This is a genomic window from bacterium, from assembly GCA_024742285.1.
Lineage (GTDB): Bacteria > Myxococcota_A > UBA9160 > UBA9160 > UBA4427 > UBA4427.
In genome coordinates, this window is record JANSYR010000009.1 from 110,781 (window position 1) to 135,936 (window position 25,156).

At 70.2% G+C, this 25,156-nt stretch carries 23 protein-coding genes; 15 read left to right on the plus strand and 8 right to left on the minus strand.

The genetic code is table 11. From position 1 onward, the window contains the following. The first annotated feature begins 122 nt into the window (after positions 1-122). The gene (locus tag NXI30_17055) at positions 123-1,658 is read left to right on the plus strand and encodes an O-antigen polysaccharide polymerase Wzy family protein (protein ID MCR9095933.1); all 1,536 of its coding nucleotides are present in this window, start codon (positions 123-125) and stop codon (positions 1,656-1,658) included. 7 nt (positions 1,659-1,665) lie between these two features. Beyond that, positions 1,666-2,442 carry a hypothetical protein gene (locus NXI30_17060; protein ID MCR9095934.1) on the plus strand — a complete coding sequence of 259 codons (777 nt, stop codon included), beginning with the start codon at positions 1,666-1,668 and terminating at the stop codon, positions 2,440-2,442. A 10-nt stretch (positions 2,443-2,452) separates the two neighbouring features. On the opposite strand, the gene NXI30_17065 is transcribed toward NXI30_17060, so the two are convergent. Together NXI30_17065 and NXI30_17070 are read right to left on the minus strand one after the other, a co-directional pair. After that, the gene (locus tag NXI30_17065; GenBank protein ID MCR9095935.1) at positions 2,453-3,988 is read right to left on the minus strand and encodes a hypothetical protein; all 1,536 of its coding nucleotides are present in this window, start codon (positions 3,986-3,988) and stop codon (positions 2,453-2,455) included. Positions 3,989-4,016: 28 nt separating this feature from the next. Then, on the minus strand, positions 4,017-5,435 hold the full coding sequence (locus NXI30_17070; protein MCR9095936.1) for a mannose-1-phosphate guanylyltransferase/mannose-6-phosphate isomerase: 1,419 nt from the start codon (positions 5,433-5,435) through the stop codon (positions 4,017-4,019). 305 nt (positions 5,436-5,740) lie between these two features. Between NXI30_17070 and NXI30_17075 the strand changes: the two genes are divergently transcribed. After that, positions 5,741-6,289, plus strand: coding sequence for an adenine phosphoribosyltransferase (locus tag NXI30_17075; protein MCR9095937.1), 549 nt, complete (start codon positions 5,741-5,743; stop codon positions 6,287-6,289). A 22-nt stretch (positions 6,290-6,311) separates the two neighbouring features. Continuing rightward, complete coding sequence (mtnA, locus tag NXI30_17080) at positions 6,312-7,457, plus strand: S-methyl-5-thioribose-1-phosphate isomerase (protein MCR9095938.1); 1,146 nt, start codon at positions 6,312-6,314, stop codon at positions 7,455-7,457. Here the strand turns inward: mtnA and NXI30_17085 are convergent. Beyond that, the gene (locus NXI30_17085) at positions 7,445-8,452 is read right to left on the minus strand and encodes an NAD-dependent epimerase (protein ID MCR9095939.1); all 1,008 of its coding nucleotides are present in this window, start codon (positions 8,450-8,452) and stop codon (positions 7,445-7,447) included. The two genes, mtnA and NXI30_17085, sit on opposite strands and share 13 nt — an antisense overlap. A gap of 212 nt (positions 8,453-8,664) precedes the next feature. Here NXI30_17085 and NXI30_17090 point away from each other — a divergent pair, with 212 nt between their 5' ends. Then, positions 8,665-9,024: a tetratricopeptide repeat protein gene (locus NXI30_17090; GenBank protein ID MCR9095940.1), complete on the plus strand. Its 360-nt coding sequence runs from the start codon at positions 8,665-8,667 to the stop codon at positions 9,022-9,024. A gap of 274 nt (positions 9,025-9,298) precedes the next feature. Further along, entirely contained in the window at positions 9,299-9,733 is a 435-nt protein-coding gene (locus NXI30_17095) for a transcriptional repressor (GenBank protein MCR9095941.1), read from the plus strand. 214 nt (positions 9,734-9,947) lie between these two features. Here NXI30_17095 and NXI30_17100 read toward each other — a convergent pair whose 3' ends face one another. Both NXI30_17100 and NXI30_17105 read right to left on the minus strand, forming a co-directional pair. Next, entirely contained in the window at positions 9,948-10,190 is a 243-nt protein-coding gene (locus tag NXI30_17100; GenBank protein ID MCR9095942.1) for a hypothetical protein, read from the minus strand. A gap of 227 nt (positions 10,191-10,417) precedes the next feature. Further along, positions 10,418-11,926: a YifB family Mg chelatase-like AAA ATPase gene (locus NXI30_17105; protein ID MCR9095943.1), complete on the minus strand. Its 1,509-nt coding sequence runs from the start codon at positions 11,924-11,926 to the stop codon at positions 10,418-10,420. A gap of 608 nt (positions 11,927-12,534) precedes the next feature. Here NXI30_17105 and NXI30_17110 point away from each other — a divergent pair. The 5 genes from NXI30_17110 to NXI30_17130 all read left to right on the plus strand — a co-directional run bounded on the left by NXI30_17110 (position 12,535) and on the right by NXI30_17130 (position 17,222). Next, positions 12,535-13,461 carry a hypothetical protein gene (locus NXI30_17110; protein MCR9095944.1) on the plus strand — a complete coding sequence of 309 codons (927 nt, stop codon included), beginning with the start codon at positions 12,535-12,537 and terminating at the stop codon, positions 13,459-13,461. A gap of 404 nt (positions 13,462-13,865) precedes the next feature. Then, positions 13,866-14,819: an NRDE family protein gene (locus NXI30_17115; protein ID MCR9095945.1), complete on the plus strand. Its 954-nt coding sequence runs from the start codon at positions 13,866-13,868 to the stop codon at positions 14,817-14,819. Positions 14,820-14,848: 29 nt separating this feature from the next. Beyond that, positions 14,849-15,175 (plus strand): hypothetical protein, encoded by a 327-nt coding sequence (locus NXI30_17120; protein MCR9095946.1) that lies wholly within the window; start codon positions 14,849-14,851, stop codon positions 15,173-15,175. Between the two features lie 119 nt (positions 15,176-15,294). Further along, the gene (locus tag NXI30_17125; protein MCR9095947.1) at positions 15,295-16,701 is read left to right on the plus strand and encodes a Mur ligase family protein; all 1,407 of its coding nucleotides are present in this window, start codon (positions 15,295-15,297) and stop codon (positions 16,699-16,701) included. Next, the gene (locus NXI30_17130) at positions 16,698-17,222 is read left to right on the plus strand and encodes a GNAT family N-acetyltransferase (GenBank protein ID MCR9095948.1); all 525 of its coding nucleotides are present in this window, start codon (positions 16,698-16,700) and stop codon (positions 17,220-17,222) included. Before NXI30_17125 ends, NXI30_17130 begins: the two co-directional genes overlap by 4 nt. 321 nt (positions 17,223-17,543) lie before the next feature. On the opposite strand, the gene NXI30_17135 is transcribed toward NXI30_17130, so the two are convergent. Next, on the minus strand, positions 17,544-18,521 hold the full coding sequence (locus tag NXI30_17135) for a homocysteine S-methyltransferase family protein (GenBank protein MCR9095949.1): 978 nt from the start codon (positions 18,519-18,521) through the stop codon (positions 17,544-17,546). A gap of 246 nt (positions 18,522-18,767) precedes the next feature. Between NXI30_17135 and NXI30_17140 the strand changes: the two genes are divergently transcribed. Together NXI30_17140 and NXI30_17145 are read left to right on the plus strand one after the other, a co-directional pair. After that, a complete protein-coding gene (locus tag NXI30_17140; protein MCR9095950.1) occupies positions 18,768-19,472 on the plus strand; it encodes a haloacid dehalogenase-like hydrolase in 705 nt (234 codons plus the stop codon). Continuing rightward, a complete protein-coding gene (locus tag NXI30_17145; GenBank protein ID MCR9095951.1) occupies positions 19,469-20,884 on the plus strand; it encodes an FAD-dependent oxidoreductase in 1,416 nt (471 codons plus the stop codon). Before NXI30_17140 ends, NXI30_17145 begins: the two co-directional genes overlap by 4 nt. 16 nt (positions 20,885-20,900) lie before the next feature. On the opposite strand, the gene NXI30_17150 is transcribed toward NXI30_17145, so the two are convergent. Both NXI30_17150 and NXI30_17155 read right to left on the minus strand, forming a co-directional pair. After that, on the minus strand, positions 20,901-21,248 hold the full coding sequence (locus NXI30_17150; protein ID MCR9095952.1) for a hypothetical protein: 348 nt from the start codon (positions 21,246-21,248) through the stop codon (positions 20,901-20,903). A 32-nt stretch (positions 21,249-21,280) separates the two neighbouring features. Next, entirely contained in the window at positions 21,281-23,698 is a 2,418-nt protein-coding gene (locus NXI30_17155; GenBank protein MCR9095953.1) for a Smr/MutS family protein, read from the minus strand. Positions 23,699-23,795: 97 nt separating this feature from the next. On the opposite strand from NXI30_17155, the gene NXI30_17160 reads away from it, so the two are divergent. Next, positions 23,796-24,638 carry an N-acetylmuramic acid 6-phosphate etherase gene (locus tag NXI30_17160; GenBank protein ID MCR9095954.1) on the plus strand — a complete coding sequence of 281 codons (843 nt, stop codon included), beginning with the start codon at positions 23,796-23,798 and terminating at the stop codon, positions 24,636-24,638. A 73-nt stretch (positions 24,639-24,711) separates the two neighbouring features. Further along, positions 24,712-25,149: a hypothetical protein gene (locus NXI30_17165; protein ID MCR9095955.1), complete on the plus strand. Its 438-nt coding sequence runs from the start codon at positions 24,712-24,714 to the stop codon at positions 25,147-25,149. Positions 25,150-25,156 lie beyond the last annotated feature (7 nt).

The following is a 25,156-nucleotide window of genomic DNA, read 5'->3' on the forward strand; positions in this document are numbered from 1 at the left end:
GCGGGGCGTATCGTGCCGTGTCGGCGCCGAGGGCGCTATAGATCCGGCCGCGTCCGTCCGATGCCGGTAGAGATGCGGGTCCCTCTCGGGGCACGGTACGATTCGGAGTTTCAGGAGCCCACATGGACGCGAACGACGCCCCGATGCTCGCTCGAGAACGCCGTCCCGCGCTCTGGGGGCTGGGTCTCCCCCCCATCGTGCTCTTCGTGCTGCTCATCATCGGCGCCGCGCGGGGATACTCCGGGGACGTGATGACCATCTGGGTCCTCGGCACCGTGACGCTGTCCCTCGGCCTGATCCCGATCGCGGTCAACAACTCGCTCCCACGAGGCCGAGGGCACGTGTTGATCGCCTTCCTCGCCCTGATCTACGGGGGCTACTTCGGGATGCCCGCCCTCGTTCGGTACGCGCCCGAGGGCGGCAATGCGGTTCCGGGCTCGATGGGCGACCAGTTCGTGGTGGCGCAGGACGTGGTGAGCGCGCAGTGGATCGCGCTGATGGGTCTCGTCGCGCTCCTGCTCGCCTACGCGAATCCCGCACTCGGCGCGGCGATCCGAAGGCTGCCGCCCCTGCGCCACGACTGGCCGACAGGGACGACGACGGCCGTCGCCACCGGGATGCTGGTCGTCGGCTGGGCCTTCACGGTCGTGTTGGCTGCCGCGGCTTCGTCCTCGGGTCTCGGCTCCGGCTTCTCCTCGACGCTGAGCAGCGCGCAGCTCTTCGCGCTCATCCTTCTCGTGCGCGAGTGGGAGCTGCGAAGGAACAGGGGCATGCTGATCGCGCTCCTCGTCCTGGTGCCGATCGCCACGATCTTCGGCGCCCTGACCGGGAGCAAGCGCGAGGCGCTGAACGCCGTCGCGATCGTGGTCATCACGCGCATGGTGATCAAGGAGACGATCGGCTGGCGCTGGGTCGTGCTCGGGGTCCTCGGTATCGCGATCCTCTACCCCTTCAATCGCTACTACCAGGACTATCTGATCGGGGGGGCGCGGACGTCCGCGGTCGAAGCGCTGGCCGATCCCGGCCGGATCGTGAACTCGCTCAGTCGGTTCGTCGCCGAATCGAACGTGTTCGATCTCCTGGAGGAGGGGCTCGACGCGACCGCGCTCCGCATCGACGGGTTGGGCGTCACCTCCGTGATCGTCCGTGAGACCCCCGGCCTGGTTCCCTACCAGAACGGGCGGACCATCGCGCTGATCTTCGTCGCACCGATCCCGAGGGCGATCTGGCCAGACAAGCCTGAGTTCACGGTCGGGCAGTGGGTGACCGACACCTACTCCCATGGCCTCGATACGCGGACCGCGCCGACCCAGATCGGCGAGCTCTACTTCAATTTCGGATGGGTGGGTGTCCTCGTCGGCATGTTGGTCCTGGGCTCACTCATGCGCGTGATGAGTGAGGCGCTGACGGGAGAACACGCGACGGCAGCGTCGATGCTCGTCTCGATCGTGGTCATCTACTACTTCTGTACGAAGTTCGAATCCGCGATCGCGAAGCAGTACTCGAACGTGCTCTTCGCAGTCGTGCCGTTGATCCTCGTGCACGCCGCCATCCGGATCCTGGGGATGTCGGAGGAGCGATCGCTCGTGCGCGGATCGACCGGTTCCTCCACCGCTTCGCCGGCCGACGGCCCGCTCGCCGTGAGCTATCCGGAGTAGCGCGAGGGTGCGGTACTTCTTCGTGCTCTCGATGGGGCGCGCCGGGACCCAGATGCTCTCGGCCCTACTGGATCGCGCCGAGGGTGCCTCCGTCCGCCACGAACCGTGTCCGGACGACGTCAAGCTGGTCGGGATGCGCCGAGCGGGGGTCTTCGACCGCGTCCTCGACGGTCAGCTTCGGAGACGATTCGACGCGCTCGAGATCCCGCCGGGCACCCGCGTCTACGGCGAGGTCAACAGCTACCTGCGCTACGAAGCCGCGTGGTTGCGGGACCAGCTGGATGCCTCGCTCGTCTTCGTCTGCCGCGACGGACGTGATTTCGTCCGGTCGGCCTACGAGCGGGTGGTCTATACCGCCGCCGACCACCAGACGCCCATCGTTCCCGCGGATGCGGATCCGGCCAGTGCGAACTGGGATCGATTCGACCGCTTCGACAAGCTCTGCTGGTACTGGGCGCACACGAACGAAACGCTCCTCGAGTCGATCGGCAGCCCGGTCCAGATGGAGCGGACGCTCTCGGACTACGACTACTTCGACGAGCACGTCCTGCGGGCGGTCGATCTCCACGTGGACGCATCGACCTGGCAGTCGATGGTCGATCGTCCCATGAACACGCGTGCCCAGAGCCGCCGCCGTCGACTCGTTCGCGCGATCGTACGCAGGACGCGGGGCGAAGTCGAAGCCCCGCGACTGCCGCATTGGCGCGAGTGGAGCACGAAGCAGACGGACCGGTTCCGGGAGATCGCGGGACCGACCATGGAGCGTCTGGGCTACTCGCTCTAACCGGGTCGGGTCAGCGGCCCTTGCGCCCCGGACCCCACGCCCCGGTGGGCCTGCCCTCGATCCGGGCGGGTACCTCCGACGCATCGATCTGGAGAGCGACGCCCTTTCCGCTCCCGCGAAAGGCGGGAGCGTGTACGACGACGCCGCCCGCGTCTCGGGCGCGCAGCCCGAAGCGCTGGCCGGCCTCGAGGTGCGAGATCTCCGACCCGATTCGAACGTCGTCGTATCCTCTGAGGTTCACCGCCGAGTCGCATTGCGTCCGAACCACTTCGTTCCCCGAGAGCTCGACGCCCGTAGCGGGTCGTTCGTCCGGCGCCGAAGGTCTCGTCTGGACGTCGATCGCGCCGAGGGCCTTCCCGACTCGGAGGCAGGAGTCGGTGGTCCGATTCGCCGTGGCCTCGATCTGGCAGGTCTTCTCTCGGGGGTCCTCGAGGAACGGGCGGCAGGAGCAGCCGATGTCGAATCCGACGCCGCCGGTGCGGAGCGCGCGATTCCGCAACCACCGCGACCCGACGCCGTCGTGGGCGCAACCGAATCCCTTCCCCACGTTGCCGTACATCCAGGCCGGGGAGAGATCGCGCGCGACGTTGTCGCTCACGGTCCATTCCCGGGTTCGGACCAGCGCGATCCCGGTCAAGCCCCATTCGACGGTGTTGTTCGCGACCCGACCGTTGCGCGGGTGCGCGCCGGTCCCGGCGCCGTCGCTCGAGATTCCCTGGATGCCGATCTTGGTGAAGTACTGAACGAGGTTCGAATCGATGTCGACGTCGTGCGAGTTGCGCGTGATCTCGATCCCGATTCCCGGCGTGATGCGACCCGGTTGATTGAACTCGTCGGGCTGGTTTCGCCCCCAGGAACCGCAGCCCATGCGCTCGGCCGGAATTCCGTTCGGCCGCCACGGGACCTGGGACGTGCCCGTCGCATCCCAGCATCCGATGTACCGGATCCGGTTGCCACGGATCGTCCAGCCGGGCGCATCCTCGAGGAAGAATCCGATCTTGGCCACGCTCTCGCAGGTGACGTTCTCGATCAGACCGCCGACCAGCGTGTGCAGCGTCTTGTCGCCGATCCGGATGCAGTTGTGTCGCGTGCCGGGCGAGATCGCGAGCTGCTGTTTCACGCCGTCGATCCGGAACGAGACGAAACGCGTCGCATGTCCACGCTCGGACGGACGTCGATGGAGGATCGGGCCGACCTTCCCTTCGATGCGCCCGACCAACGTCGACGCATCCCCGGTTCCGCGAAGCTCGGAGACCGTCGGGGGCACGACCAGCTGAACGTCTCGATAGATGGCGGGAAGCAGAGACACGATGCAGCCGCCGGGAGTCGGTTTCTCGCCGCAACGCCCGAAGGCGAGGCGCAGATCCTCGCCGTCGAGGTCGCCGTCCTCGTCGAGATCCGAGGCCTCCACGAATCGCGCCCCCGGCGGGGGGGCGGGGGCGTCGCCGAGCTGACCCTTCACGGGATGGGGACCGCCGATCAGAACGAGCAGCAGGGCGATCAGGGCCGGCCATGCGCGGGGAGACCGGGATGCGGCGAGGGTCATCTCGGGTCGAGCCTCCGAGTGCCGGGCTTCAAGCCCGCCCGTAGCCGTCTTCGAAGCGGACGATGTCGTCCTCGCCCAGATAGCTGCCCGACTGGACCTCGATCATCTCGAGGGGGAGCTTGCCGGGATTCTCGAGCCGGTGCTTCGCGCCGAGCGGGATGTACGTCGATTCGTTCTCGGTCAGCTGGAAGGTCTCGTCGTCGCGCGTGACGAGGGCGGTTCCGCCGACGATGATCCAGTGCTCCGCGCGGTGGTGGTGCATCTGGAGCGAGAGGCGCTCACCCGGGTTCACCACGATCCGCTTGACCTGGTAGCGCTCGGAGAGTTCGATCGTCTCGTAGCTGCCCCAGGGCCGGTAGACCCGGGAGTGGATCTTGGCTTCGGGGCGTTCACGACGTTCGAGCTCGGTCACGATCTTCTTCACGTCCTGAGAGCGATTCTTGTCGGCGATCAGGACCGCGTCCGGCGTGTCGACGACGAGCAGGTCGCGCACGCCGAGCGTCGTCACGAGACGGTTGCCCGAGCGTACGTAGGAACCCTCGGAGTCGATCAGCACGGCGTCGCCTTCGACGACGTTGCCCGCCGCGTCTGCGTCTCCCTCGCTCATGACGGCGCTCCAGGACCCGATGTCGTTCCAACCGGCGTCGAGGGGAACCATGACCGCGCGATCCGTCAGCTCCATCACGGCGTAGTCGATCGATTCGGACGGGCAGTCGAGGAAGGCCTCTTCGTCGACGCGCGTGAAGTCGAGATCGGAGTAGCGCGCTTCGAAGGCGCGAAGGCAGGCTTCGTGGATCGCCGGGCGGTGCTTGGCGAGCTCGTCGAGGAAGACGTCGCTCCGGAACGCGAACATGCCGCTGTTCCAGGTGTAGGTTCCGGCGTCGAGGAATTCACGGGCCCTCGCGGCATCGGGCTTCTCGACGAAGCGCGCGACTTCGTAGGCACCGCCTTCGGCTTCGGCGCCGCGCTCGATGTAGCCGTATCCGGTCTCCGGGGCGGTCGGGACGATGCCGAAGGTGACGAGATGGCCCGTGCGCGCGAGCTCGATCGCTCGTTCGCCGGCGGCCGCGAAGGCCGCCTGGTCGCGGATGAGGTGGTCGGAAGGCAGGACGACGATCACGCTGTCCGATTCCCCGGAGAGCACCTGGGACTGGAGGGCGGCGAGGGCGACGGCGGGGGCGGTGTTGCGGGGCGCGGGTTCGAGGACGATCGCGCCCGGGCGGTGGCCCGCCTGTTGCATCTGCTCGCCGACGGTGAAGCGGTGCTCCTCGTTGCACACCACCATCAGGCCGTCGACGCCGGGGATGGCGGCGCTGCGGAGCGCGGTGGCCTGCAGGAGCGATTCCTCGCCGATCAGGGGCAGGAGCTGCTTCGGGAATGCGGCGCGAGAAAGCGGCCAGAGCCGGGTTCCCGAGCCGCCAGAAAGCAACACACCATGCACGGTCATCGTGATCTCCACGGGGATGTCGGTCGCGAGGCACGGACTCGCCCGTCTGCCGGCGCGCTGCGACTCTCCGCTGGATCGGCGCTCTGGACGGGATTCTTGAGATCGCCCGGATCCGCGAGCACCGGAGGGGGCCGACAGGGTACCGGTATGATGCGCCGCCGCAGCCTGCGGTTCGCGATCTCCGTCTCGCCGGCCGTGACGGGTCGGTGAGGGAACCGAGACGCCCCTGTTCGCCGTGAGCGCTCCGGGATCTCCCGGGTGCCGCTCCACTCACTCCCTCGAGGTGCTCCGCTATCCTGCCCGCCGTGTCGACCGCCCCTGCCGATCTCCGCCGGTACATCCGGACCATCCCCGATCATCCGAAGCCCGGAATCCAGTTCCGGGACATCACGACCCTGGTCGGGGATCCGCAAGGTCTGGCCGCCTCGATCGACGCCCTCGCGGCGCCCTGGGCCGAGGCGTCCGAGCCGGCGCAGCTCGTCGCGGGGATCGAAGCGCGAGGCTTCGTGTTCGGAGCGCCCCTCGCGGCGCGGCTGGGCGTGGGCTTCCTCCCGCTTCGAAAGCCCGGCAAGCTTCCCGGAGAAACGATCGGCCGCGACTTCGAGCTCGAGTACGGCACCGACCGGATCGAGATGCACGTCGACGCCTTCACGCCCGGGACGCGCATCCTCCTCGTCGACGACCTGATCGCGACCGGCGGGACCGCGGAGGCGGCGGTCGAGCTGCTCCGGGAAGCGGGGGCGATCGTCATCGAATGCGCGTTCGTGGTCGACCTGCCGGATCTCGGCGGGACGACGCGGCTCGAGAAGCTCGGTTGCTCCGTGCGATCGCTTTGCGCCTTCGAAGGCGAATGATGGCCCGGGCGTCTTCCTCGCCGTGTTGATCGAAGGACAGCCCCACCGCTCGATTCGTCGCGACCCGGTGACCGGCGCCGTTTCGATCATCGATCAGACCCGGCTGCCGCATCGCTTCGAGACACGCGTGCTGGGCGATCTCGAAGCCGCCTGCGAGGCGATCCGCGTCATGCGCGTTCGCGGCGCGCCCCTGATCGGCGCGACCGCTGCCTACGGACTCTCTCTCTCGCTCGAGGCCGATCCGTCGGATGCGGCGCTCTCCTCGGCTGCGGAGGCCCTCGTCGCTACGCGCCCGACCGCCGTGAATCTCCGTTGGGCGGTGGAGCGCGTCGTCGGCTGCGTGCGCCCGCTCCCCCCCGCGGCCCGCGCGGCGCGCGCACGCGACGAAGCCGATTCGATCTGCGAGGAGGACGTCGCGGCGTGCGCGTCGATCGGTGATCACGGCCTCGGCCTCCTGCGAGCGCTCGCGGAGGGACGCGACGGCGCGCCCCTTCGGATCCTGACCCACTGCAACGCGGGCTGGCTCGCGACGGTCGACTGGGGGACCGCCCTGGCGCCCATCTACAAGGCGCACGCCGCGGGGATCCCGGTCCACGTCTGGGTCGACGAGACCCGCCCGCGCAACCAGGGCGCGAGTCTGACCGCGTTCGAACTTCGGGAGATGGCGATTCCGCATACGGTGATCGTCGACAACGCCGGAGGCCATCTGATGCAGCGCGGGGAAGTCGACGCCGTGATCGTGGGGAGCGATCGCACGACCGCGAGCGGCGACGTCTGCAACAAGATCGGGACGTACCTGAAGGCCCTCGCGGCGCACGCGCACGACGTGCCCTTCTACGTCGCGCTTCCCTTCTCGACGATCGATTGGTCGATTCACGACGGGGTCTCGGAGATCCCGATCGAGGAGCGGGGCGAGGACGAGGTGCGCGAGATCGTCGGCCTGGGTCCGGACGGGGAGGTCCGGACGATCTCGCTCTTCGATTCGGCGAGCGCCGCCGCCAACCCCGCCTTCGACGTGACGCCGTCCCGCTACGTCACGCGACTCGTGACGGAGCACGGCATCTGTGAAGCGAGCCGGGAGGGACTCGCGACGCTCCGGGCGAACGCGGCGCGTCAGGCGCGCGACCTCAGCGTCCCCGTCTCGGACGATCGGTCTCAGACGGAATAGTAGTCGCGATACCAGTCGACGAAGCGCGCCATGCCCTCTTCGAGCGGGACGCTCGGGCGGTAGCCGACGGCTTCCGAGAGCGCGGAGACGTCCGCGCAGGTGGAGTGCACGTCGCCGGGCTGCATCGGCAGCATGTTCTTGATCGCTTCCCGCCCGGTGCAGCGTTCGATCACTTCGATGTAGTCCAGGAGGTGGACAGGGCGCTCGCAACCGATGTTGAAGATCCGCCACGGGGCGCTGCTGCGGTCGGCCGGGGGCGCGCCGGGGTCGTAGTCCGGCGCCGGGGCCGCAGGGTGGTCGTGGACCCGGACGACGCCTTCGACGATGTCGTCGACGTAGGTGAAGTCGCGCTGGTGGTCGCCGTGGTTGAAGACGTCGATCGGCTGGCCTTCGAGGACGCGCTTCACGAAGAGGAAGGGCGACATGTCCGGCCGACCCCAGGGACCGTAGACGGTGAAGAACCGGAGGCCCGTCGTCGGGATCCCGTAGAGGTGGGCGTACGCGTGGGCCATCGCCTCGTTCGCCTTCTTCGTCGCGGCGTACAGGCTGACCGGATGGTCGACGGCATCGCGCTCGGAGAACGGGGTCTTCGTGTTGCCCCCGTAGACCGAGCTGCTCGACGCGTAGGTCAGGTGTTCGGCCTCGGCCGAACGGCAGCCCTCGAGCACGTTCAGGAAGCCGGTCAGGTTCGCGTCCGCGTACGCGTTCGGATGGTCGATCGAGTATCGGACGCCGGCCTGGGCAGCGAGGTGGATCACGCGCTCGGGACGCGTCGCGGCGAAGAGGGTCGCGGTACGTCCGGCGTCGGCGAGGTCGAACTCGTGATGGTCGTAGGCGGCAGAGTCCGAGAAACGGGCCAGTCGGGCGCGCTTGAGCGCGGGGTCGTAGTAGTCGTTGACGCTGTCGACGCCGACGACCTCGTCGCCGCGCGCGAGCAGGCGTTCCGCGACCGCGGCGCCGATGAACCCCGCCGTGCCGGTGACCAGGACCTTCATTGGATCGAGTCGACTCCCCTGCGAGCGCGCCGATGATACACGCCGTCTCCCTGCCGACTTCCATCGGATCTCCGGTCTCGGATCTGAACCGGCCCGGTGGTCTCGGCTACCCTGCGGTCAGTGGGCGTTCGAACGCCGTCGGGGAGTCGTGGGTGCATCGTCGGGATTTCATGCGGAAAGCGACGGGGCGGCGGTTGGACCGCGTGCGGCGCATGGCCGTTTCGCTCCTCGTAGGACTGCTCGTCTGGAGCGCTCTCGCCTGCGAGAGCCATGCAGTCCGGAGCTTTCGCGGGGGCCGGCTCTACGTGACCGGGACGGAGGCGCTCGATCGAGGGGATGCGACCGCGGCGGTGCGTGCGCTCGAAGAGGCCGCCGTCCTCGTGCCCACGGCGAGCGAGATCCGCAACCACCTGGGCCTCGCCTACCAGGCGACGGGCGACCGCGACCGGGCGCGGGACGCCTTCGAGGCGGCGATCGATCTCGATTGCGACAACATGGCGGCGCGCAGCAACCTGGCCCGCCTCGACGCGGGCCCGGGCGCCCCGGTCGAGGAGACGCGTAGTGAGCGATGACGGTCGGAAGCCCAGCTTCAGCGAACGGGACCGGCTGCGTCGGGAAGGTCGAAGGGAAGCGGGGCGTCCTTCCTCGGGCCGTGCCCGCGCGGCCGAAGAGAAGGCGTCGAAGACCGCGCTCGACCTCGCCGGGGGCTCCTGCGCCAGGTGCGGCGCCTCGCCGAGGACTTGGACGACGATCTCGCGTCCCGTGCCGAGGGCCTGCTCGACCGATCGTTTCTCGACTTCGGGGACGTGGCCGAGACTGTTGCCGGGAGCGTGATACCTTCCCCTCATGGCCCACGAAGTCGAGCTCGAGGCGCTTGCCACCTACCTCGAGAAGAACCACCTGAAGCAGACGAAGCAGCGCGAGCTGATTCTGCACACGTTCCTCGACGCCAATCGTCACGTGACGAGCGAGGATCTCTACCAGGCGGTCCGCAAAGAGCACTCGAACATCGGGTACACGACGGTGTACCGGACGATGAAGCTCCTCGTGGAGGCGGGGCTCGCGACCGAACGCCACTTCGACGACGGGATCACGCGCTACGAGATCGAGCACGAACACCACGATCACCTGGTCTGCGTCAAGTGCGGGAAGATCCAGGAGTTCGAGTGCGAAGAGATCGAGGAGCGCCAGCGCGAAGTCGCGACGGAGCACGGCTTCGAGATCCTGCGCCACCGGCACGAGCTCTACGGCCATTGTTCGTCGTGCCGGGAGAACGCGTAGGCGGATTCCGGGCAGCGGGGGCCTCAGGCGACGCCGAGGGAGTTCGGGGCGCCGGGGCTCTCAGGCGCCGCTCGTCGCGCGCCCGGAGACGACGCGCCGACGAGTTGCCGACTGTTTTCCGACTACGCGCTGACGACGCCAGCACCCCCGGCGACGGTCGTCGAGGGCGGGCGGAAGTCGGCGCGATTCGATCGGGATCGCAGCAGGGAATGGCCTACCCGCAGAGGGCGGCGTCGTCGTCGGCGAGGAGCTGGACGCGCCCGGAGCGCAGCATGTAGGTCACGGTCGCGACCACCTCATCCTCGGTGTCGCTCACCTCGCCGACGGCTTCGATCAGCTCCATCAGGGTCAATGACGGGAGGCCGGTGTCCGCGGCGGGCTCGATCTCGTGGACCGCGAGCTGGTGCTCGATCGGGATGACGGTCGCGCTCGTGCGTGCGGTGGTCTCTCGGTCCATGGGTCGTACTCCTGACTCGAGCCCCTCTCGGGCCCGATGCATCCTTCATCGGCACGGTTGCTGAGCTCGTGAACGGCAACTCGCCGGTCGATTCGTGAGAAGGCCCTGAGGCGCGTTTCAGTGCTTCTGCCAACCGCTCCTGCTTGTCTCTTGCACATCTTGCACATCGCATGCCGGAGATAATCAAGAGCGTCTGGATGGGTGGAAAACCCCCAGTGTTTTCGGGCTCATGGCGGTGCCCCTGGCATCCGGAGCTGCAGGGCCTCCGCGATCGCGGAGCGGTTCGTCGTCGCGTGTCCGGCGAGGTCGGCGATGGTCCGCGCGACCCGCATCACGCGTCGTGCGCCGCGGGCCGAGAGCGCGAACCGCTCGACGGCCTCGCCGAGCAGATCGAGCGCGCTCGCCTCCGCGGCGACCTGCTCGTCGAGCGCACGGTCGGGGATCTCGGCATTGCAGCGCACGCCGCGTCTGCGTTGCCGGTGCCTCGCTTCGAGCACTCTTTCGCGAACGAGGGCGCTGGTCTCGCTCGGCTGCCCGCCGCGGAGCGCGTCCCAGGCGACCTCGCCGACGCGGACCGAGAGATCGATCCGGTCGAGCAGCGGACCCGAGAGTCGCCGGCGATAGCGCGCGAGGGCGGCATCGTCGCAGCGGCAGTCGCGGTCGGGCGTGCCATGGAATCCGCACGGACACGGGTTCGCCGCGGCCACCAGTTGGAAGCGGGCCGGAAGCTCGCAGCGCACGCTCGCCCGGGCGATCCGAACGACGCCCTGCTCGATGACTTCGCGCAGAGATTCGAGGCAGCGCCGATCGAACTCCGGCAGCTCGTCCAGGAAGAGCACGCCGTGGTGGGCGAGGGAGACCTCGCCGGCGCGGATCGGCGAGCCCCCGCCCAGCAGCCCCGCCGCGCTGGCGCCGTGATGAGGGGCGCGGAACGGCGGACGGGCGCTGGCGTGGGCGCCCTCCGGCGCCAGCCCGGATGCGTCCAGGATGCAGAACGCCTCGAGCCGTTCCGGATCGTCGAGCGGGGGCAGCAGTCCCGGAAGTCGTCGCGCGAGGAGGGTCTTGCCAGCGCCGGGCGGTCCGGTGAGGAGCAGCCCGTGTCCGCCGGCCGCCGCGATCTCCAGCGCGCGGCGGGGCAGCGCCTGTCCCCGTACGTCCGATAGACAGACCACTTCCTCGATCGGGTCGTCGAAGACGCCCGGCGGCTTCGCGATCGCGCAGGTCCCGCGGCCCTCGAGGTGTTCGATGACGGCCTGGAGATCGGCGGCGGCGATTACGCGCACGCCGGGTGCCTGCGCGGCACGCGCCGCGCAGTCGTCGGGCACGATCACCTCGTCGAGTCCCGCGTCCCGCAGCGCGAGCACCGCCGCGAGCACGCCGCGCGTGCCACGCAGTCGTCCGTCGAGAGCGAGCTCGCCGACGAATCCTCGTCCTCCGAGCATCTCCGCATCGAGTGCATCGCCCACCGCACCGAGCACCGCGATTGCGATCGGCAGATCGAGCCCGGCCCCCTGCTTGCGGAGCTCGGCCGGTGCGAGGTTGACCGTGACCCGCCGGTCGGGGAAGGAGAGCCCGGCGGCGGCGATCGCGCCGCGGATCCGGGACGTGCTCTCGCGGACCGCGGCCTCCGGCAGCCCGACGACATCGACCCGCGGCAGCTGGGACGAAAGCCGCACTTCGACCTCGATCGGCACCCCGCGGAGTCCATCGAGGGTCGCGCTCCACACGCGGATCATGAGGCACCGCCTGGGACCGACGAGCCTCGACAGCATGCCGCGCCGCCCCCGCCCGCGGAACCGATCCGACGAGAACCGGAGCCTCCCCGGTTGGAAATCGGAGATCCGGCCCCTACGGTGTGGCCGGACCGATCCACCCCAACCGGCCCCGCAGCCGAGCGAGCGCTCAACCCGGGCACGCCGCCCCGAGCAAGAAAGCGTGCACGGCCCAGGGGGCGCTCATCGCGAGCACGCCGCCCCGAGCAAAAAAGTATCCACGGCCCAGGGGCAGGGGGCGTTCATCGCGGGCACGCAGCCCCGAGCAAGAATGCGCCCGCGGCCCAGGGGGCGCTCAACGCGCCCCACCGCCTCAAGCAGAGAAAAAAGCGCCCGCGGCCCAGGGGGCGCTCAACGCGCCCCCAAAAAAAAGGGAGGCAGAGCTCTCAGGGTAGAGCTCTGCCTCCGACTTTCGAAAAGCCCCGCGAGGAGCGGGCCTACATCAGGGAAGTGTCCCTGAGTGCTCGAATGTGTCAATCAATCTGCATGCGAAACGCCGATACCAGAGGGCTCGTGAGGGTCGAGGGCTCGTTCAGGTGATTTCGAGAACGCGATCGCATATGGCAAAACGCTTGTTTTACAAGGGTTTGCGGAACGCTCTGGCATGTTGTCTGCTGGCCCTGGGGACCGCCTGCTCCGGGCTTCCTCCGCACCCGGAGATCGATGCCCGCGCCGAGAAATTCTCGGCCAGGCGGGCGCGGGCGCACTTCGCGGCGCTCGCCGGCCTCGGCGAACGGCCGCGGGGCAGCGAGAACGCGGCCCGCGCGCGGGCGTACGTGGAGCGTGAGCTCGGTTGGGCCGGGGCGGAGGTCGAAGAGCCGGGGCCGGACAGCGTGGGGGGCGACTCTCCGGTGCTCGCCTGGCTCCCCGGCTCGACCGAGGGACGGATCCTGGTCGTTGCGCCCTGGTCTCCCGCGCTGGACGGGGCCGGACCCGACGATTCCGGGGTCGCCACGTTGCTGGAGCTGGCCCGAGCCCTCTCTCGCCAGCCCTCGCGGTATTCGGTCGGCCTCGCGGTCGCCGTCGTGGCGCCGCCCGCGCCCGTTGCCGGTTCGGACCGGGAGGCGGTCCGCACGTCGGGGGCGGCGCTGGTCGAGTCGCTCCGGGCGGACGGGCAGCTCGAGTCCATCCGCGCGGTCCTCGTCCTCGAGCCCCGAGTCGGCACGTCCACCCGGATCGCCCGCGACCTCCGTTCCCACCCGGTGTTCCGCGACCTCTTCTGGCGGACCGCAGCTCGGCTGGGGCACGGTGGAGCGTTTCCCGAAGAGGGCGGCTGGTCCACGCCCGAGGGCGTTCAAGGCGCGTTCCTCTCGGCTGGCTACGGGCGGGTCCTCTCGCTGGTGGACGAGGGGCAGACGCGGGTGCGGAGGGGCCGGGCCGTCGAGGACGCCCTGGTGTTGCCGGAACCCAGCGCATTCGAGCCGGTCGGGGCGGTGGCGTACGAGGGGCTGCTCGCGCTGATGGCGCGACTGGCGCGTGTCGACGCGTTCTCGCCCTGACCCGATTCCGACTCCGTGAAGCGCTCTGTGAAGCGACTGCAACGGCGTTTCGTTTGGGCGCAATCGGTGGGACGCAGGCGGGCAACGCTCATGCGAAACCGGTCGGAGTGCCCATATCTATCTGATTTCTTTAGCGAATTCCCTTGCGCCTGCGGGAAATCGCTGCTAGTCTCCGCGCCCTTGGTTCCGGGGAATCCCCCCGTGAAGCCGACTTCTCGGATCGTGACCCCGTCGTCACACCCCGGCTGCACCGCAATCGCGCCGGCCCGCCCCCACCGCGCTGCTCGAACCGGTCGTTCGTCGCGACCTGAGCGTTCCCGCTCCGCGTGTGCAAAGCGAGCCGACCCGATCGTCCGCCGGCGAGCGACGGGGCACGCAACCAGCGAAGGAGCCAGCGCCGAAGTATGTGCACGCTGATCGTCCTCCATCGCTGCTTCGACGGTCGACCCCTCGTGGTCGCCGCGAACCGGGACGAGTTCCTGGCACGGCCGGCGGAGGACTTCGCGATCCGCACTTCGGCCACCGGTCCGATCCTCTCTCCCCTCGACCTCGAGGCGGGCGGAACCTGGGTCGGTCTCAGTCAGCGTGGTGTCTTCGCGGGTCTCACGAATCTTCGGCCGCTGCCCGGGAGCGCGATCGAGAACAAGTCGGCGAGTGAGCTCGAGAGCCGCGGCGACGTCGTCATGATGGCGCTCGAGTCGGAGAGCGCCGCGGACACCGCCCGCAAGGCCGCGGCCCTCGAGACTGCCGCGTACAACCCCTTCCAGCTGCTGGTGGCGGATGGCCGCGACGCTTTCCTGGTCGTCTATCGCGATCGCGCGGAGGTCCTCGAACTCGAAGCCGGTCCGCACATCGTCGGGAACGTCGAGGACGAGGCCATCGCGGAGCGGCTCGGACGGACCTTCCTGCTCGACGGGCAGGACGATCGAGGCGACCTGGCGGCGAGCGAGTCGTACCCGGGCTTCGAAGGGCTCGAGAGCGTCGTCGATTCGCTCGGCGAGTCGGCGCGAGAGCCCCGCGCCCTCAAGCTGACGCGCATCCGATCGCGCGTAGAGAAGATGGTGACGGAGCCGTCCTTCGATCTCTTCGATGGACTGGCCCGGATCTGCCGTGAGCACGTCGGCGGTGAAGGGATCGACAGCCCCTTCGAAGCGACCTGCGTTCACATTCCAGAGGCCAAGGGCGCCCACGATGCGCCCCGGCCCGATCGCTACGGAACGAGGAGCTCGCTCCTGCTGGAGCTCTCCGAAGACGAGGGATCGAGTCGTCTCTGGACGACTGACGGGCCGCCGTGTGTGCGGCCCTTCGAGAATCGATCGGTACTGCTGAAGGACCTGGGCGTGAGGCTCGGGGGCTAGGCAGGCCCTTACGATGCGAGGAAGAACCGTTGAGACGAATCGGTAGCAACATCCGAAAGAAGAGTTCCGAGGAGCGGTCCCACCGCCTGACGAAGAACATCATCGAGTATTCGGATTCGGACGCCCCCAAGAACGACTACCCGCGCAAGATCGTGTCGCCGACGCGACCGTCGAGCTGCTGCACCGACGCCAACAAGATGGACGTCGGCTCGGTGCGCGAGGTCGAGGGCTTCAAGTTCTGTTATCGCGTGTGCCAGGAGTGCGGCCACGCCGTGAAGTACTTCTACCCGTCGGTCGAGTCGACGAGCTCGGCGCTCAAGGCCTACCGCGAGCGACAGAAGTACATGCTCCAGTAGTCGCGGCGCCCGCGAGGGTCGTTCCGGCCCGGTGCGCGCGAGCGACGAACGGATATCGTTCGAGAGAAGGCGGTCAGGGAGCTGGCCGCCTTCTCGTGTTTCCAGATCGAGCGGAAAGCATGCTTCCGACCCCCCCGGACATGGATCAAGACCCGATTCGGACCGTCGACGACGCCGCGGCGTATCTCGAGGGCCTGATCAATCGCGAGCGGTCGACCGATTACGCGTATCGCCGGCTCGACCTGCGTCCGATCGAGGCGCTCCTCGACGCGCTCGGCCGTCCGGACGCTTCGCTCTCGATCATCCACGTCGCGGGCTCGAAGGGAAAGGGGTCGACCTGCCTCTTCGCGGAGTCGCTCCTGCTGGCGCTCGGTGAACACGTCGGGACCTTCACGTCCCCGCATCTCGTCAGCTGGGTCGAACGCTTCCGCGTCGACGGTCGCCCGATCGACGGGGCGACGCTCGCCGCCGCCGTGGAGCGGATCCGCCCGGTCGTCGAGTCGCTTCGCGAAGGTCCGGAGGCGACCCGTCCGAGCTTCTTCGACGCGACCACCGCCGTCGCCCTCCTGCTCTTCGCCGAGGCCGGCGTGGATCGGGTCCTGCTCGAGGTCGGACTCGGCGGGCGGCTCGACTCGACCAACGCCGTCACCCCCGACGTCTGCTGCATCACGAGCATCGAGCTCGAGCACACGGACAAGCTCGGGGAGACCGAGGCGCTGATCGCCGGTGAGAAGGCCGGGATCCTCAAGACCGGCATCCCGGCGATCGTCGGTCCGCTCCGCGACGAGGCGATGAGCGTCGTGCTCACCCGCGCGAGCCAGGTCGGCACGCAGCTCCGCACCTTCGGCGACGACTATCGGATCGGAGCCGGGACCGAGCCGGACGAGGCGCTGCGGCTCGATGCCGTCGATGGCTTCCGCGTCTCCTGCGGCCTCGCGACGCCGGGCGAAGCAGCGCGAACGAACGCGGCGCTGGCGATCGCCTGCGTGCGCGCGCTCGGCGCCCATCCGGACGAAGCGGTCGTGCGCGCCTGCCGAACGGGACTCGCCGGCTGCGCGCTGCCCGGACGGGTCGAACGCCTCGCCGCGGATCCACTCGTGATCGTCGACAGCTCGCACACCGCGCGCTCCGCAGCGGATCTGGCGAAGACCCTCGAAGCGCTCGCCCCCGGCGGCTTCGACCTCGTGCTCTCGGTCTCCGGAGACAAGGAGCTCGAGAACGTGCTCGCGCCGCTCCTCGAAGCACCCGGACGCGGACGGGTCGTGACGACCCGGGCGGAGCCCGCGCGCTCGCTGCCGGCGGACTGGCTGGCGAAGCGGATCGACGAGCTGGCGGAGCGACGCGGACTCGGCTGGGGCGCGGTCGAACCGCTCCCCATCGAGGACCCCGAGGAGGCGGTCCGCGTGGCCCGCGCGCAGCTGGAGCCCGGGCGCATGCTGGTGGCCACGGGCTCGGTCTATCTCGCCGGGATCGCCCGGCGCGTGCTCGGGGGCGTACCCGCCCAGGGCGACGCCCCGCGTCGATGAGCGCCTTCGAGGTCGGTCCCGCGCGAGCGGAAGAGGTCGCGTGTTGTCCCGGGATCGAGGCGCGCGCGGCGGCCCGCTTCTCGCCGGAGGATCTGCCGCCGGGCGGAGCGGACGAGGTCACGGACCTCGATACCCTCGATCGCGCGCGCCTCGAAGGGCGGCTGCTGGTCGCGCGGGTGGGCGAGACGGTCGCCGGCTTCGTCCTCCTCGAAGAGCACGGCGACGAAGCGCACCTCGAAGAGGTCGACGTGCTGCCCGAGTTCGGTCGGCGCGGGATCGGACGGGGACTCGTCGACGCCGCCTGCGCCTGGGCCCGGGCGAAGGGCTTCGCCTCGATCACGCTGTCGACGTTTCGGGACGTCGCCTGGAACGCGCCCTTCTATGCCCGCGCGGGATTCGAGGCGATCCCGAGGAGCGAGTGGACCGAATCGCTCCGCGATGCGGCGACGGAAGAGGCGGCTGCGGGGCTCGACCCGGAGCGACGCGTGATGATGCGGCGTCGGCTCGACGGGACGGCGTAGGCGTAGGGCCAGCGGGTGCCGTTTCCGGGGGGCGAACGAAAGAGCGCCCGGACCGGCTCCTCGCACGAATTGTGCGAAGGGAGGGGTAGCCAGCCCGGGCGCGGGAATGGGGGCCCGCTCCTCAGAAGCGCCCCATGATTTCCGCGGTTCTCTACAGCAATGGGCGTGCCAAGTGTGGGGTTATGCCCCAAGTGATGCTGAGGCGTCCCGCGCGATGCGGGCCCTTCGCTTCCGAGAAGGACGCCGGCAACGCGAAGGATCCGAGCAGGCAGGGCGGCCGGGCGGCTGACACAAATTGTCGTCGGGGGGTGACGGCGGGCGTCAGTCGGTCGGTGTCGCCCGTCGGCGCCGAGCGAGGGCAGCGACGTGGTCCGGTGTCGTCCCGCAGCAGCCGCCGAGGATGCGCAGCGTCGGCCGCGCGGGCCAGGGCGCCAGGCGGGCCGCGAAGGCGTCGGGCGAGAGGGCCTCGCTCCGCGAGAATCCGGTCTCCTCGTCGGGCTCGCCGAGATTGGGCGAGACGAGGAGCGGCGCATCGAGGGCCCCGAGGCATTCGAGGGAGGCGGGCAGCGTCGAGGGGGGCACGCAGTTCACGCCGACGGCGGCTGCGCCGGTGTCCAGGACCGTCCTTGCTGCGCGCGCGAGATCGTCGCCCGAGAGCAGACGACCCGGCGCCCAGGAGACGAACGAGACCACGAAGGGGAGGCCGCTCGCCGCGGCCGCCCGGGCGGCGCATTCCGCCTCCAGCGCGCTGTTCATCGTCTCGATCAACACGAGATCGACGCCCGCCTCGCCTAACAGGTCGACCTGGCGGCGATGTTCGCGGTCGAGCTCGTCGCGGGCGGGAACGCGCTCGGGCGCATAGCAGTCCTCGAGTGGCGGAAGCGAGCCTGCGACCCAGCGCGGTCCGGCGACGCCGGCATCCAGCACGGCGCGACGGACGAGCTCGACCGCGAGCCCGGTGAGCGCGCGGTCGCTCTCCGCGGGAAGGCCGGCGCGGTCCAGGGTGCGCGCCTGGGTACGGAACGTGTTCGCCGTGACGATTTCGGCGCCGGCCCGGAGATGCGCGCGGTGGATCGCCGCGACCGAGTCGGGGGCCTCGAGCAGAGCATGGGTCGACCAGAGCGGGAGCCCGGTCGGGATCCCGGCGCGCTCGAGCTCGGTTCCCGTCGCTCCATCGAGGAGCAGCGGCGGGCCGTCGCCGGAGAGACGCGCCGCCAGCGCTTCCGCACGCCTTCGCGTCCGGCCGGGATCGCGACCGGCAAGGGTCGTCCCATCTGCCCGATCCGACTGGGCTCGCACCCTTCTGGTCCTCCGCGCCCCGCGCCCGCGTTCCCGTGGGAACCCGTTGCGACCGGGTTTTCGTTCCCGCCCGGGCGAGGATGCGCTACCCACCCAGCCGACGCGAGGACCCCGGAAATCGCGCACACGCGCCGGATCCGGGGGATCCCGGATTCGCGATTCGACGCCCCGCGCGGCCCGGCCGCGCCTGCCGTCCGCCCACGCTCCACGCGCTCCCATCCATCCACCCAGCCATCCGGTGAGATCTTGACCCAGGACACGCACAGCCTTCCCGCGGATCGACCGCTCGCGATCTTCTGCGACTTCGACGGGACCTTCTCGGTCCAGGACGTGGGGTCGACCCTCGCCCAGCAGCTCCTGCCCGAGCGCCGCGCCAATCTCTGGGAGCGCTTCGCCGACGGTGAGTTCACCGCGTGGACCTACGTGATGGCGCTGCTCGACGGACTCGAGCTCCCGGAGAAGCAGCTCTACGAATTCCTCGAAACGATCGATCTCGACCCGGGCGCCGAAGACATGCTGGCGTGGTGCGAGGCCGAGGAAGTTCCCTTCCGGATCCTCTCCGACGGCTTCGACTGGAACCTCGAGCGGCTCCAGGAGATCAACGGCGTGTCCTTCGAGTTCAACGCCAATCACCTCCGCTACGAAGGCCAGACCTGGCGGCTCTCGCCGGGACGACCGAACGAGGCCTGCGGCTGCGGGACCGGCAGCTGCAAGCGCGGGCTGATCTCGACCTATCGCGCCGCGAATCCCGGTGCCTTCTGCGTGCACATCGGGAACGGCCGCGTCTCCGACCTGTGCGGCGCCCTCGAGGCCGACCTCGCCTACGCGAAGGACACCCTCGCGCCGGCGCTCGAGGAAGCGGACCATCCCTTCGTCGCGTTCGAGACGCTGCACGACGTGATCGCGCACCTACGCGAGCGTCGCGCCGCCCGTGAGGGTGGCAGCGAATGAGCGACGGGGCGCGGACGGGCGAGGCGGCCGCCGGCCAGCGGATCGCCGTGCTCGGCGCCGGCTTCGCGGGTCTTCGCGCGGCGACGACGCTTCGCGCGGCGGGGCATCGCGTCGAGGTCTTCGAGGCCCGTACGGCGGTCGGCGGGCGCGCGCGCGGCGAGTGGTGCGCCGGTCACTGGATGGACGGCAGCTGGCCGGTCCTCGGCGGTCGCGACGAAGCCCTCGCGCGCTTCGCCCGGGATCTCTCGGATCGTGGCGTCGGAGATCTGCTCACGCCGCTTCGCCCGGTGCAGACCGCCCTGCTTCGCGCCGGCGAGGCGCGGCCCGTCGACGGGTTGCAGCTGCGTGGCGTGGCGCGGATCCCGGGACCGCGGATCTGGGAACGGCCCAAGCTGCTGCGTTGGGGTCGGCTGATGGCTCGGTACGCGCCGCTGCTCGATGCGACCCATCCCGAGCGGGCGGCGGACCTCGACTATCGGAGTCTCGCCGATCACGTGTCGCTCTACTTCGGTCGAGGCGCCCTCGAGTTCTGGCTCGCGCCGGAGGTCCAGAGCGTCTACGGCGATTCCGTCGACGAGCTCTCCCGCGTGGCGCTCCTCCAGCATGCGGCGGGCCAGGGCATCGGAGGTCGCCGTCCCGCGCCTCCCGGTCTCCCACGTCGCCCGCTGATCGAGCTCGCCCAGGCCGCCGCCGAGGGGCTCGAGATCGATCGCGCGACCCAGGTCCAGCGCGTCGACGAGCTCGCCGCCGGCGGCTATCGGCTCGAGCTGCTCGACGCCGACGGGCCGCGCGCGGAGTCGGGCTTCGACGCGACCGTGATCGCCGTCGGCGCGAGCGAGGCGGCGCGGATCGCCGGGCCGCTGCTCACCCCGGCGGAGCGTGACTTCTTCGCCGCCGTGGAAGAGCGCCCGGTCGTGACCCTGGCGGTCGCACTCGAGGGAGTCCACTCGGGGCTGCCCCAGGAGATCCGCCTCCCGCGCCGGGAGGACTCGGCGATCGCGTCGATCGTGGTCGAGCCGGGGCAGAGCGGCGGCCGCGCACCAGAGGGTCGCAGCCAGCTCGTGATCCGCGCCCGCGACGCCTTCGCGGCGCGCTGGCGCGAGACGGCGAGCGACGTGGTCGCGAAGAACCTCCTCAGTTCTCTCGAGCTCGCGATGCCTGGAATCGGAGAGCGGGTCCGGACGACCCACGTCGGTCGCGCGAACCAGGCCTTCTTCGGCGTCGGCCACTACCGCGAGCTGGCGAATTTCGACCGGGTCCAGCGCGATCGGCGCAGTCTCGGCCGACGCGTCTACTACGCCGGTGACTACCTCGTCGGCCCGACCTTCGAGTCCGCGACCCGCGCGGGCCAGCGTGCGGCCGAGGCCCTGCTCTCGGATCTCGCTCGCGAAGGCGACGACCCGCTCGTCTAGCGGCGTCGCAGGCGGATCAGGCCCCGGCGATCCCGGTCACGAAGGCGACGGTCGCCAGCACGACGGAGGCGGCCCACACGAGGCCGATCAGGAGCGCGAGGTTCCGGAACTGGGGCTCCTTGCGGGCGCGCAGGCTGATGTCGACGGTCAGGCCCGCGATCAGGACCAGGGCGGCCGCCGCGAACGGATTGCGGTCCACGCCCGTCAGGATCAGGACGGCGGCTCCGAAGGCCCCGCCGCTGCCGAGCACGACGACCACGACGGGCAGCAGGGCGGGCTCGCTCAGGAAGGTCCCGATCAGCCCGTCGAGGGACGGGAATTCGTCGTCGTCCTCGCGTCGTTCGTCGTCTTCTTCATCGCTCATCGGAACCTCGTCCCTGCGTCTTCCACAGGACACTAGTCCTTCAGCAGGACGGCGCGGGTCGCGCCCGCTCCGCCCTCGTCGCGGGCCGCTTCGGCGGTCTCGACGACGTAGTGGGAGCGCGGGAGGTGCTCCCGCACGGCGCGTTTGAGTGCCCCGGTCCCGATCCCGTGGATCACGCGCATCTCGTCCCGTCCTTCGGCGGCCGCCAGGTCGAGGGCCACGTCGAGCCGCTCGAGGGCCTCCTCGACGCGCAGGCCGCGGAGGTCCACCTCGACGATCCCCCCGATCCGCGCCGGCGGGAGCGGCTCGGCGCGCGGCTCCCGCTCCCGGGTCTTCGGGGGCGCTTCGGGGGCTCCCCCCGCGGCCGTGCTCGTCAGCTGGTCGCGCCCGAGGACGACCTTGCGCCCCGACACGCGGACGGAGACCCGGCCCTTCCGGTCGGGCAGCGCGACCAGCATGCCCTCGCCGCCGCCGGGGGTGCGGACCGGGTCGCCCACCCGCGCCTTCGGCCAGTCGACGGGCGCGAAGGCGGTCTCCACCGGGGCCTTCCGGGCCTCGAAGCCCTTCGCCTTCTGCACGCGCTCGGTCTCGTCGCGCAGGGTTTCGAGCTTCGCTTTCGCGTCGGCGGCGCGGCGGGAGGAGGGGGCGCGCTGGAGCTCCGCGATGATCCGGGAGACCTCGCCGTGGGCCTCCTTGAACGACGCGTCGAGCTCGCCGCGCATCTCGCCGAAGAGCTTGTCGCGACGCTCCTGGAGGCGCGAGAGCTTCGACCGGTACTCCTCGCGCGCCTGCTCACTCTCGGCGCGCAGCGTCGCCGCCGCGGCCTGCTCGCTCTCGAGAAGCGCGCGACTCGCGGCGAGCTCCGCGAGCATGCGGTCGAGGCGCCGATCCTCGCGGTCGAGGAGGGCGGCGGCGCGGTCGAGCACGCCCTGCGGCATGCCCATGCGTGCGGCCACGGTCGTCGCGGACGATGCGCCGGGTGCTCCGATCCGCACGCGGTAGGTCGGTGCCAACGTCTCGGGATCGAACTCGACGCTCGCGTTCTCGAAGCGGTCGTCGACCTCGGCCATCTCCTTCAGCAGGTTGTAGTGGGTCGTCGTGATGACCCGCGCACCGTCGTCGGCGAGCGCCTCGAGGGTCGACTGCGCGATGGCGGCGCCTTCGGAGGGGTCGGTGCCGACGCCGACTTCGTCGAGACACACGAGCGTGTCGGGACCCGCGGCGCGGAGGATTCCGGCGAGGTTCGCCATCGCCGCCGAGAAGGTCGAGAGGCTCTCGTTGATGTCCTGGTGATCGCCGATGTCGGCCAGTACGCAGTCGACGAGATCGACCCGTGCACCCGGATCGGCGGGCACGTGCAGCCCGGCCCGGACCATGAGCGCGGCGAGGGCGATCGACTTGAGGGCGACGGTCTTGCCCCCCGCGTTCGGGCCCGAGAGGATGAGCACCCTGAAGTCGCTGCCGACGCGGAGGTCGTTCGCGACGCACTCGTTCGCCGGGATGAGGGGATGGCGTAGGCCGGGCAGCTCGAAAATGCCTTCGGTTCCGACGTCGGGGAGGACCGCGTCCATGTCGCGCGAGAGGGTCGCGCGCGCGATCGCCAGATCGAGCTGGCCGAGCCGTTCGAGGCTGCCGCGGATCGACTCCGCTTCCCGGGCGACCGCCGCCGACAGCTCGCGCATCACGCGGAGGATCTCGCGTTCGACCGTGAGCTCCGCCTGCCGGTGTTTGTTGTTGAGCTCGACCATCCCGTCGGGTTCGACGAAGAGCGTCGTCCCCGAACGGGAGGCATCGTGGACGATCCCGCGGACGTGCCCCTTCGAGTCGCTCTTCACCGGGAGGACGAAGCGCCCGTTGCGGACCGTGTAGTAGGCGTCGGAGAGATGCGGCTTGATGTCCTCGTGCTGGAGGCTGCGCTCGATTCGCGTCTGCAGCTCGGCCCCGAGCTTGTGCACGTCGCGCCGTGCGTCCGCGAGGGTGGGGCTCGCCGTGTCCCGCACCTCGCCGCTCGCGTCGAGACAGCGACCGATCTGTGCCTCGAGTCCCGGCGCTTCGCCGATCTGGATCGCGATTTCGAAGAGCGTGGGCGCGGTCTCGCGGCGACGATCGAAGAAACGCAGCGTCGCGTGCAGTGCCTCGAGGGTGCGGCGCACGTCGGCGAGCTCCGCGGGCTCGAGGACGCCTCCCTTCTCGGCGCGGGCGACCGCGGGCCGCACGTCGACGCAGCCGCCGAGGGGCGGCGGGTCGTCGTCGTCGAGCAGCGCCCGGGCCTCGCTCGTCTCGTCGAGTCGCGCCCGGGCGCCTTCCTCCGTGTCTTCGAAGAGGTTCCGCGTGGAAGTTTCCGCGACGACGCGAGCACCGATCGGCGTGCGGCAGGCGATGCGCAGCGCGTCGGTGATCCGTGCCCATTCGAGGCTCTCGAGGGTGGATTCCGCGACTTCGAAGGGCATGGCGCGAGAGTCTACGTTTCCTGTCGGGACGTCGCCCGGTCCCGCGCCTCCAGTTCCCCTTCTTCAGTTCCCCTACGGGCGGCCGAAACGAACAGGGATGGCCGATCGACGACCGACCGAGGCCTCTCTCCAGGGCTCCGCTGCCCTCGACGAGATGCCGACCCTCGAGATGCTCAAGCTGATCCATGCCGAAGACGGCGTCGCCCACGCGGCGGTGGCCGAGGTGTTGCCGCGCGTCGCCGAAGCCGCGGACGTGCTCGCGACCGCGATGGGCGGCGGCGGGCGTTGGTTCAACGTCGGGGCCGGGACGAGCGGCCGGATCGGTGTGCTCGACGCGTCGGAGATCCCGCCGACCTACGGGCTTCCGCCGCGCTCGGTGCAGGGGATCCTCGCCGGCGGAGACCGCGCGCTGCGCAGCGCGGTCGAGGGCGCGGAAGACGATCCGGAAGCGGGGGCGCTCGAACTCGAGGAACGCGGGGTGACGCTCGGCGACGTGATCGTCGGTCTCTCGGCGAGCGGCACGACGCCCTTCGTCCTGGGCGCCGTCGAGGCGGCGAACAAGCTCGGCGCGCGGACCGTCGCGATCACCTGTGATCCCGATTCGCCCCTCGCGGAGTCCGTCGAGATCGCGATCGCGCCCAACGTCGGTCCCGAGGTGGTGACGGGCTCGACGCGCATGAAGGGCGGGCTCGCCCAGAAGATGATCCTGACCGCGCTCTCGACCGCGGTCATGGTCCGACTCGGCCGCGTTCGCGGCCACCACATGACGCACGTGACGCCGGTCTCGAGCAAGCTTCGTGGCCGCGCCGTCCGCATCGTCATGGAGCTCGGCGACGTCGATCGTGACCAGGCGCGGGATCTGCTCCGCACGACCGAGGGATCGGTCGAGGCCGCGCTCCAGATGATCGAGACGGAGCGTCGTCGCCTGCGGGGCGACTGACTCCCCTTCCGCGCCCCGCGCCGGTTATGCTCTGCGGACGGTGCCGGGTCCTCGTCTCGGCAGGAGGACGACCGTGCCGACCCGTCAGGAAGAGATCGAACGCCTCGCCGCCCTGGCACTCGCGCCCCTGGTGGAGGTCGCCTGGGCGGACGGCTCGGTGACCGAAGCGGAGCGGCAGGGCGTGCTCGAAGCCGCGAAGGCGATCGGCGTCGAGCAGCACGGCGAGTTCGCGCGGACGACGCTCCGTCGCTGGCTGCACGAGAGTCCGCCGACCGAGGCGCTCGAAGCCTGGCGGGCGCTGCTCGCGCCGACGCTCTCCGAGAGCGCGGCGCGCGCGGCGCGCAAGACGGAACGCAAGCTCCTCGACGAAGCACGTCGCATCGCGAAGATGGACGAGCGCCCCTTCGACGACGGGGCCTCGATCGATGCGCGCGCCGGGATCACCGCCGAAGAACAGCGCGTCCTCGACGAGCTCGCCGCGGCGCTCGCGCGGCTCGACGCGCAGGACTAGGCACCGC

Bases quoted from the DNA above. Each gene is read 5' to 3' on its own strand.
- NXI30_17055 (MCR9095933.1), top strand. From the start codon at position 123: ATGGACGCGAACGACGCCCCGATGCTCGCTCGAGAACGCCGTCCCGCG.
- NXI30_17065 (MCR9095935.1), bottom strand. From the start codon at position 3,988: ATGACCCTCGCCGCATCCCGGTCTCCCCGCGCATGGCCGGCCCTGATC.
- NXI30_17070 (MCR9095936.1), bottom strand. From the start codon at position 5,435: ATGACCGTGCATGGTGTGTTGCTTTCTGGCGGCTCGGGAACCCGGCTC.
- NXI30_17085 (MCR9095939.1), bottom strand. From the start codon at position 8,452: ATGAAGGTCCTGGTCACCGGCACGGCGGGGTTCATCGGCGCCGCGGTC.
- NXI30_17090 (MCR9095940.1), top strand. From the start codon at position 8,665: ATGGCCGTTTCGCTCCTCGTAGGACTGCTCGTCTGGAGCGCTCTCGCC.
- NXI30_17095 (MCR9095941.1), top strand. From the start codon at position 9,299: ATGGCCCACGAAGTCGAGCTCGAGGCGCTTGCCACCTACCTCGAGAAG.
- NXI30_17100 (MCR9095942.1), bottom strand. From the start codon at position 10,190: ATGGACCGAGAGACCACCGCACGCACGAGCGCGACCGTCATCCCGATC.
- NXI30_17105 (MCR9095943.1), bottom strand. From the start codon at position 11,926: ATGATCCGCGTGTGGAGCGCGACCCTCGATGGACTCCGCGGGGTGCCG.
- NXI30_17115 (MCR9095945.1), top strand. From the start codon at position 13,866: ATGTGCACGCTGATCGTCCTCCATCGCTGCTTCGACGGTCGACCCCTC.
- NXI30_17125 (MCR9095947.1), top strand. From the start codon at position 15,295: ATGCTTCCGACCCCCCCGGACATGGATCAAGACCCGATTCGGACCGTC.
- NXI30_17130 (MCR9095948.1), top strand. From the start codon at position 16,698: ATGAGCGCCTTCGAGGTCGGTCCCGCGCGAGCGGAAGAGGTCGCGTGT.
- NXI30_17145 (MCR9095951.1), top strand. From the start codon at position 19,469: ATGAGCGACGGGGCGCGGACGGGCGAGGCGGCCGCCGGCCAGCGGATC.
- NXI30_17150 (MCR9095952.1), bottom strand. From the start codon at position 21,248: ATGAGCGATGAAGAAGACGACGAACGACGCGAGGACGACGACGAATTC.
- NXI30_17155 (MCR9095953.1), bottom strand. From the start codon at position 23,698: ATGCCCTTCGAAGTCGCGGAATCCACCCTCGAGAGCCTCGAATGGGCA.
- NXI30_17160 (MCR9095954.1), top strand. From the start codon at position 23,796: ATGGCCGATCGACGACCGACCGAGGCCTCTCTCCAGGGCTCCGCTGCC.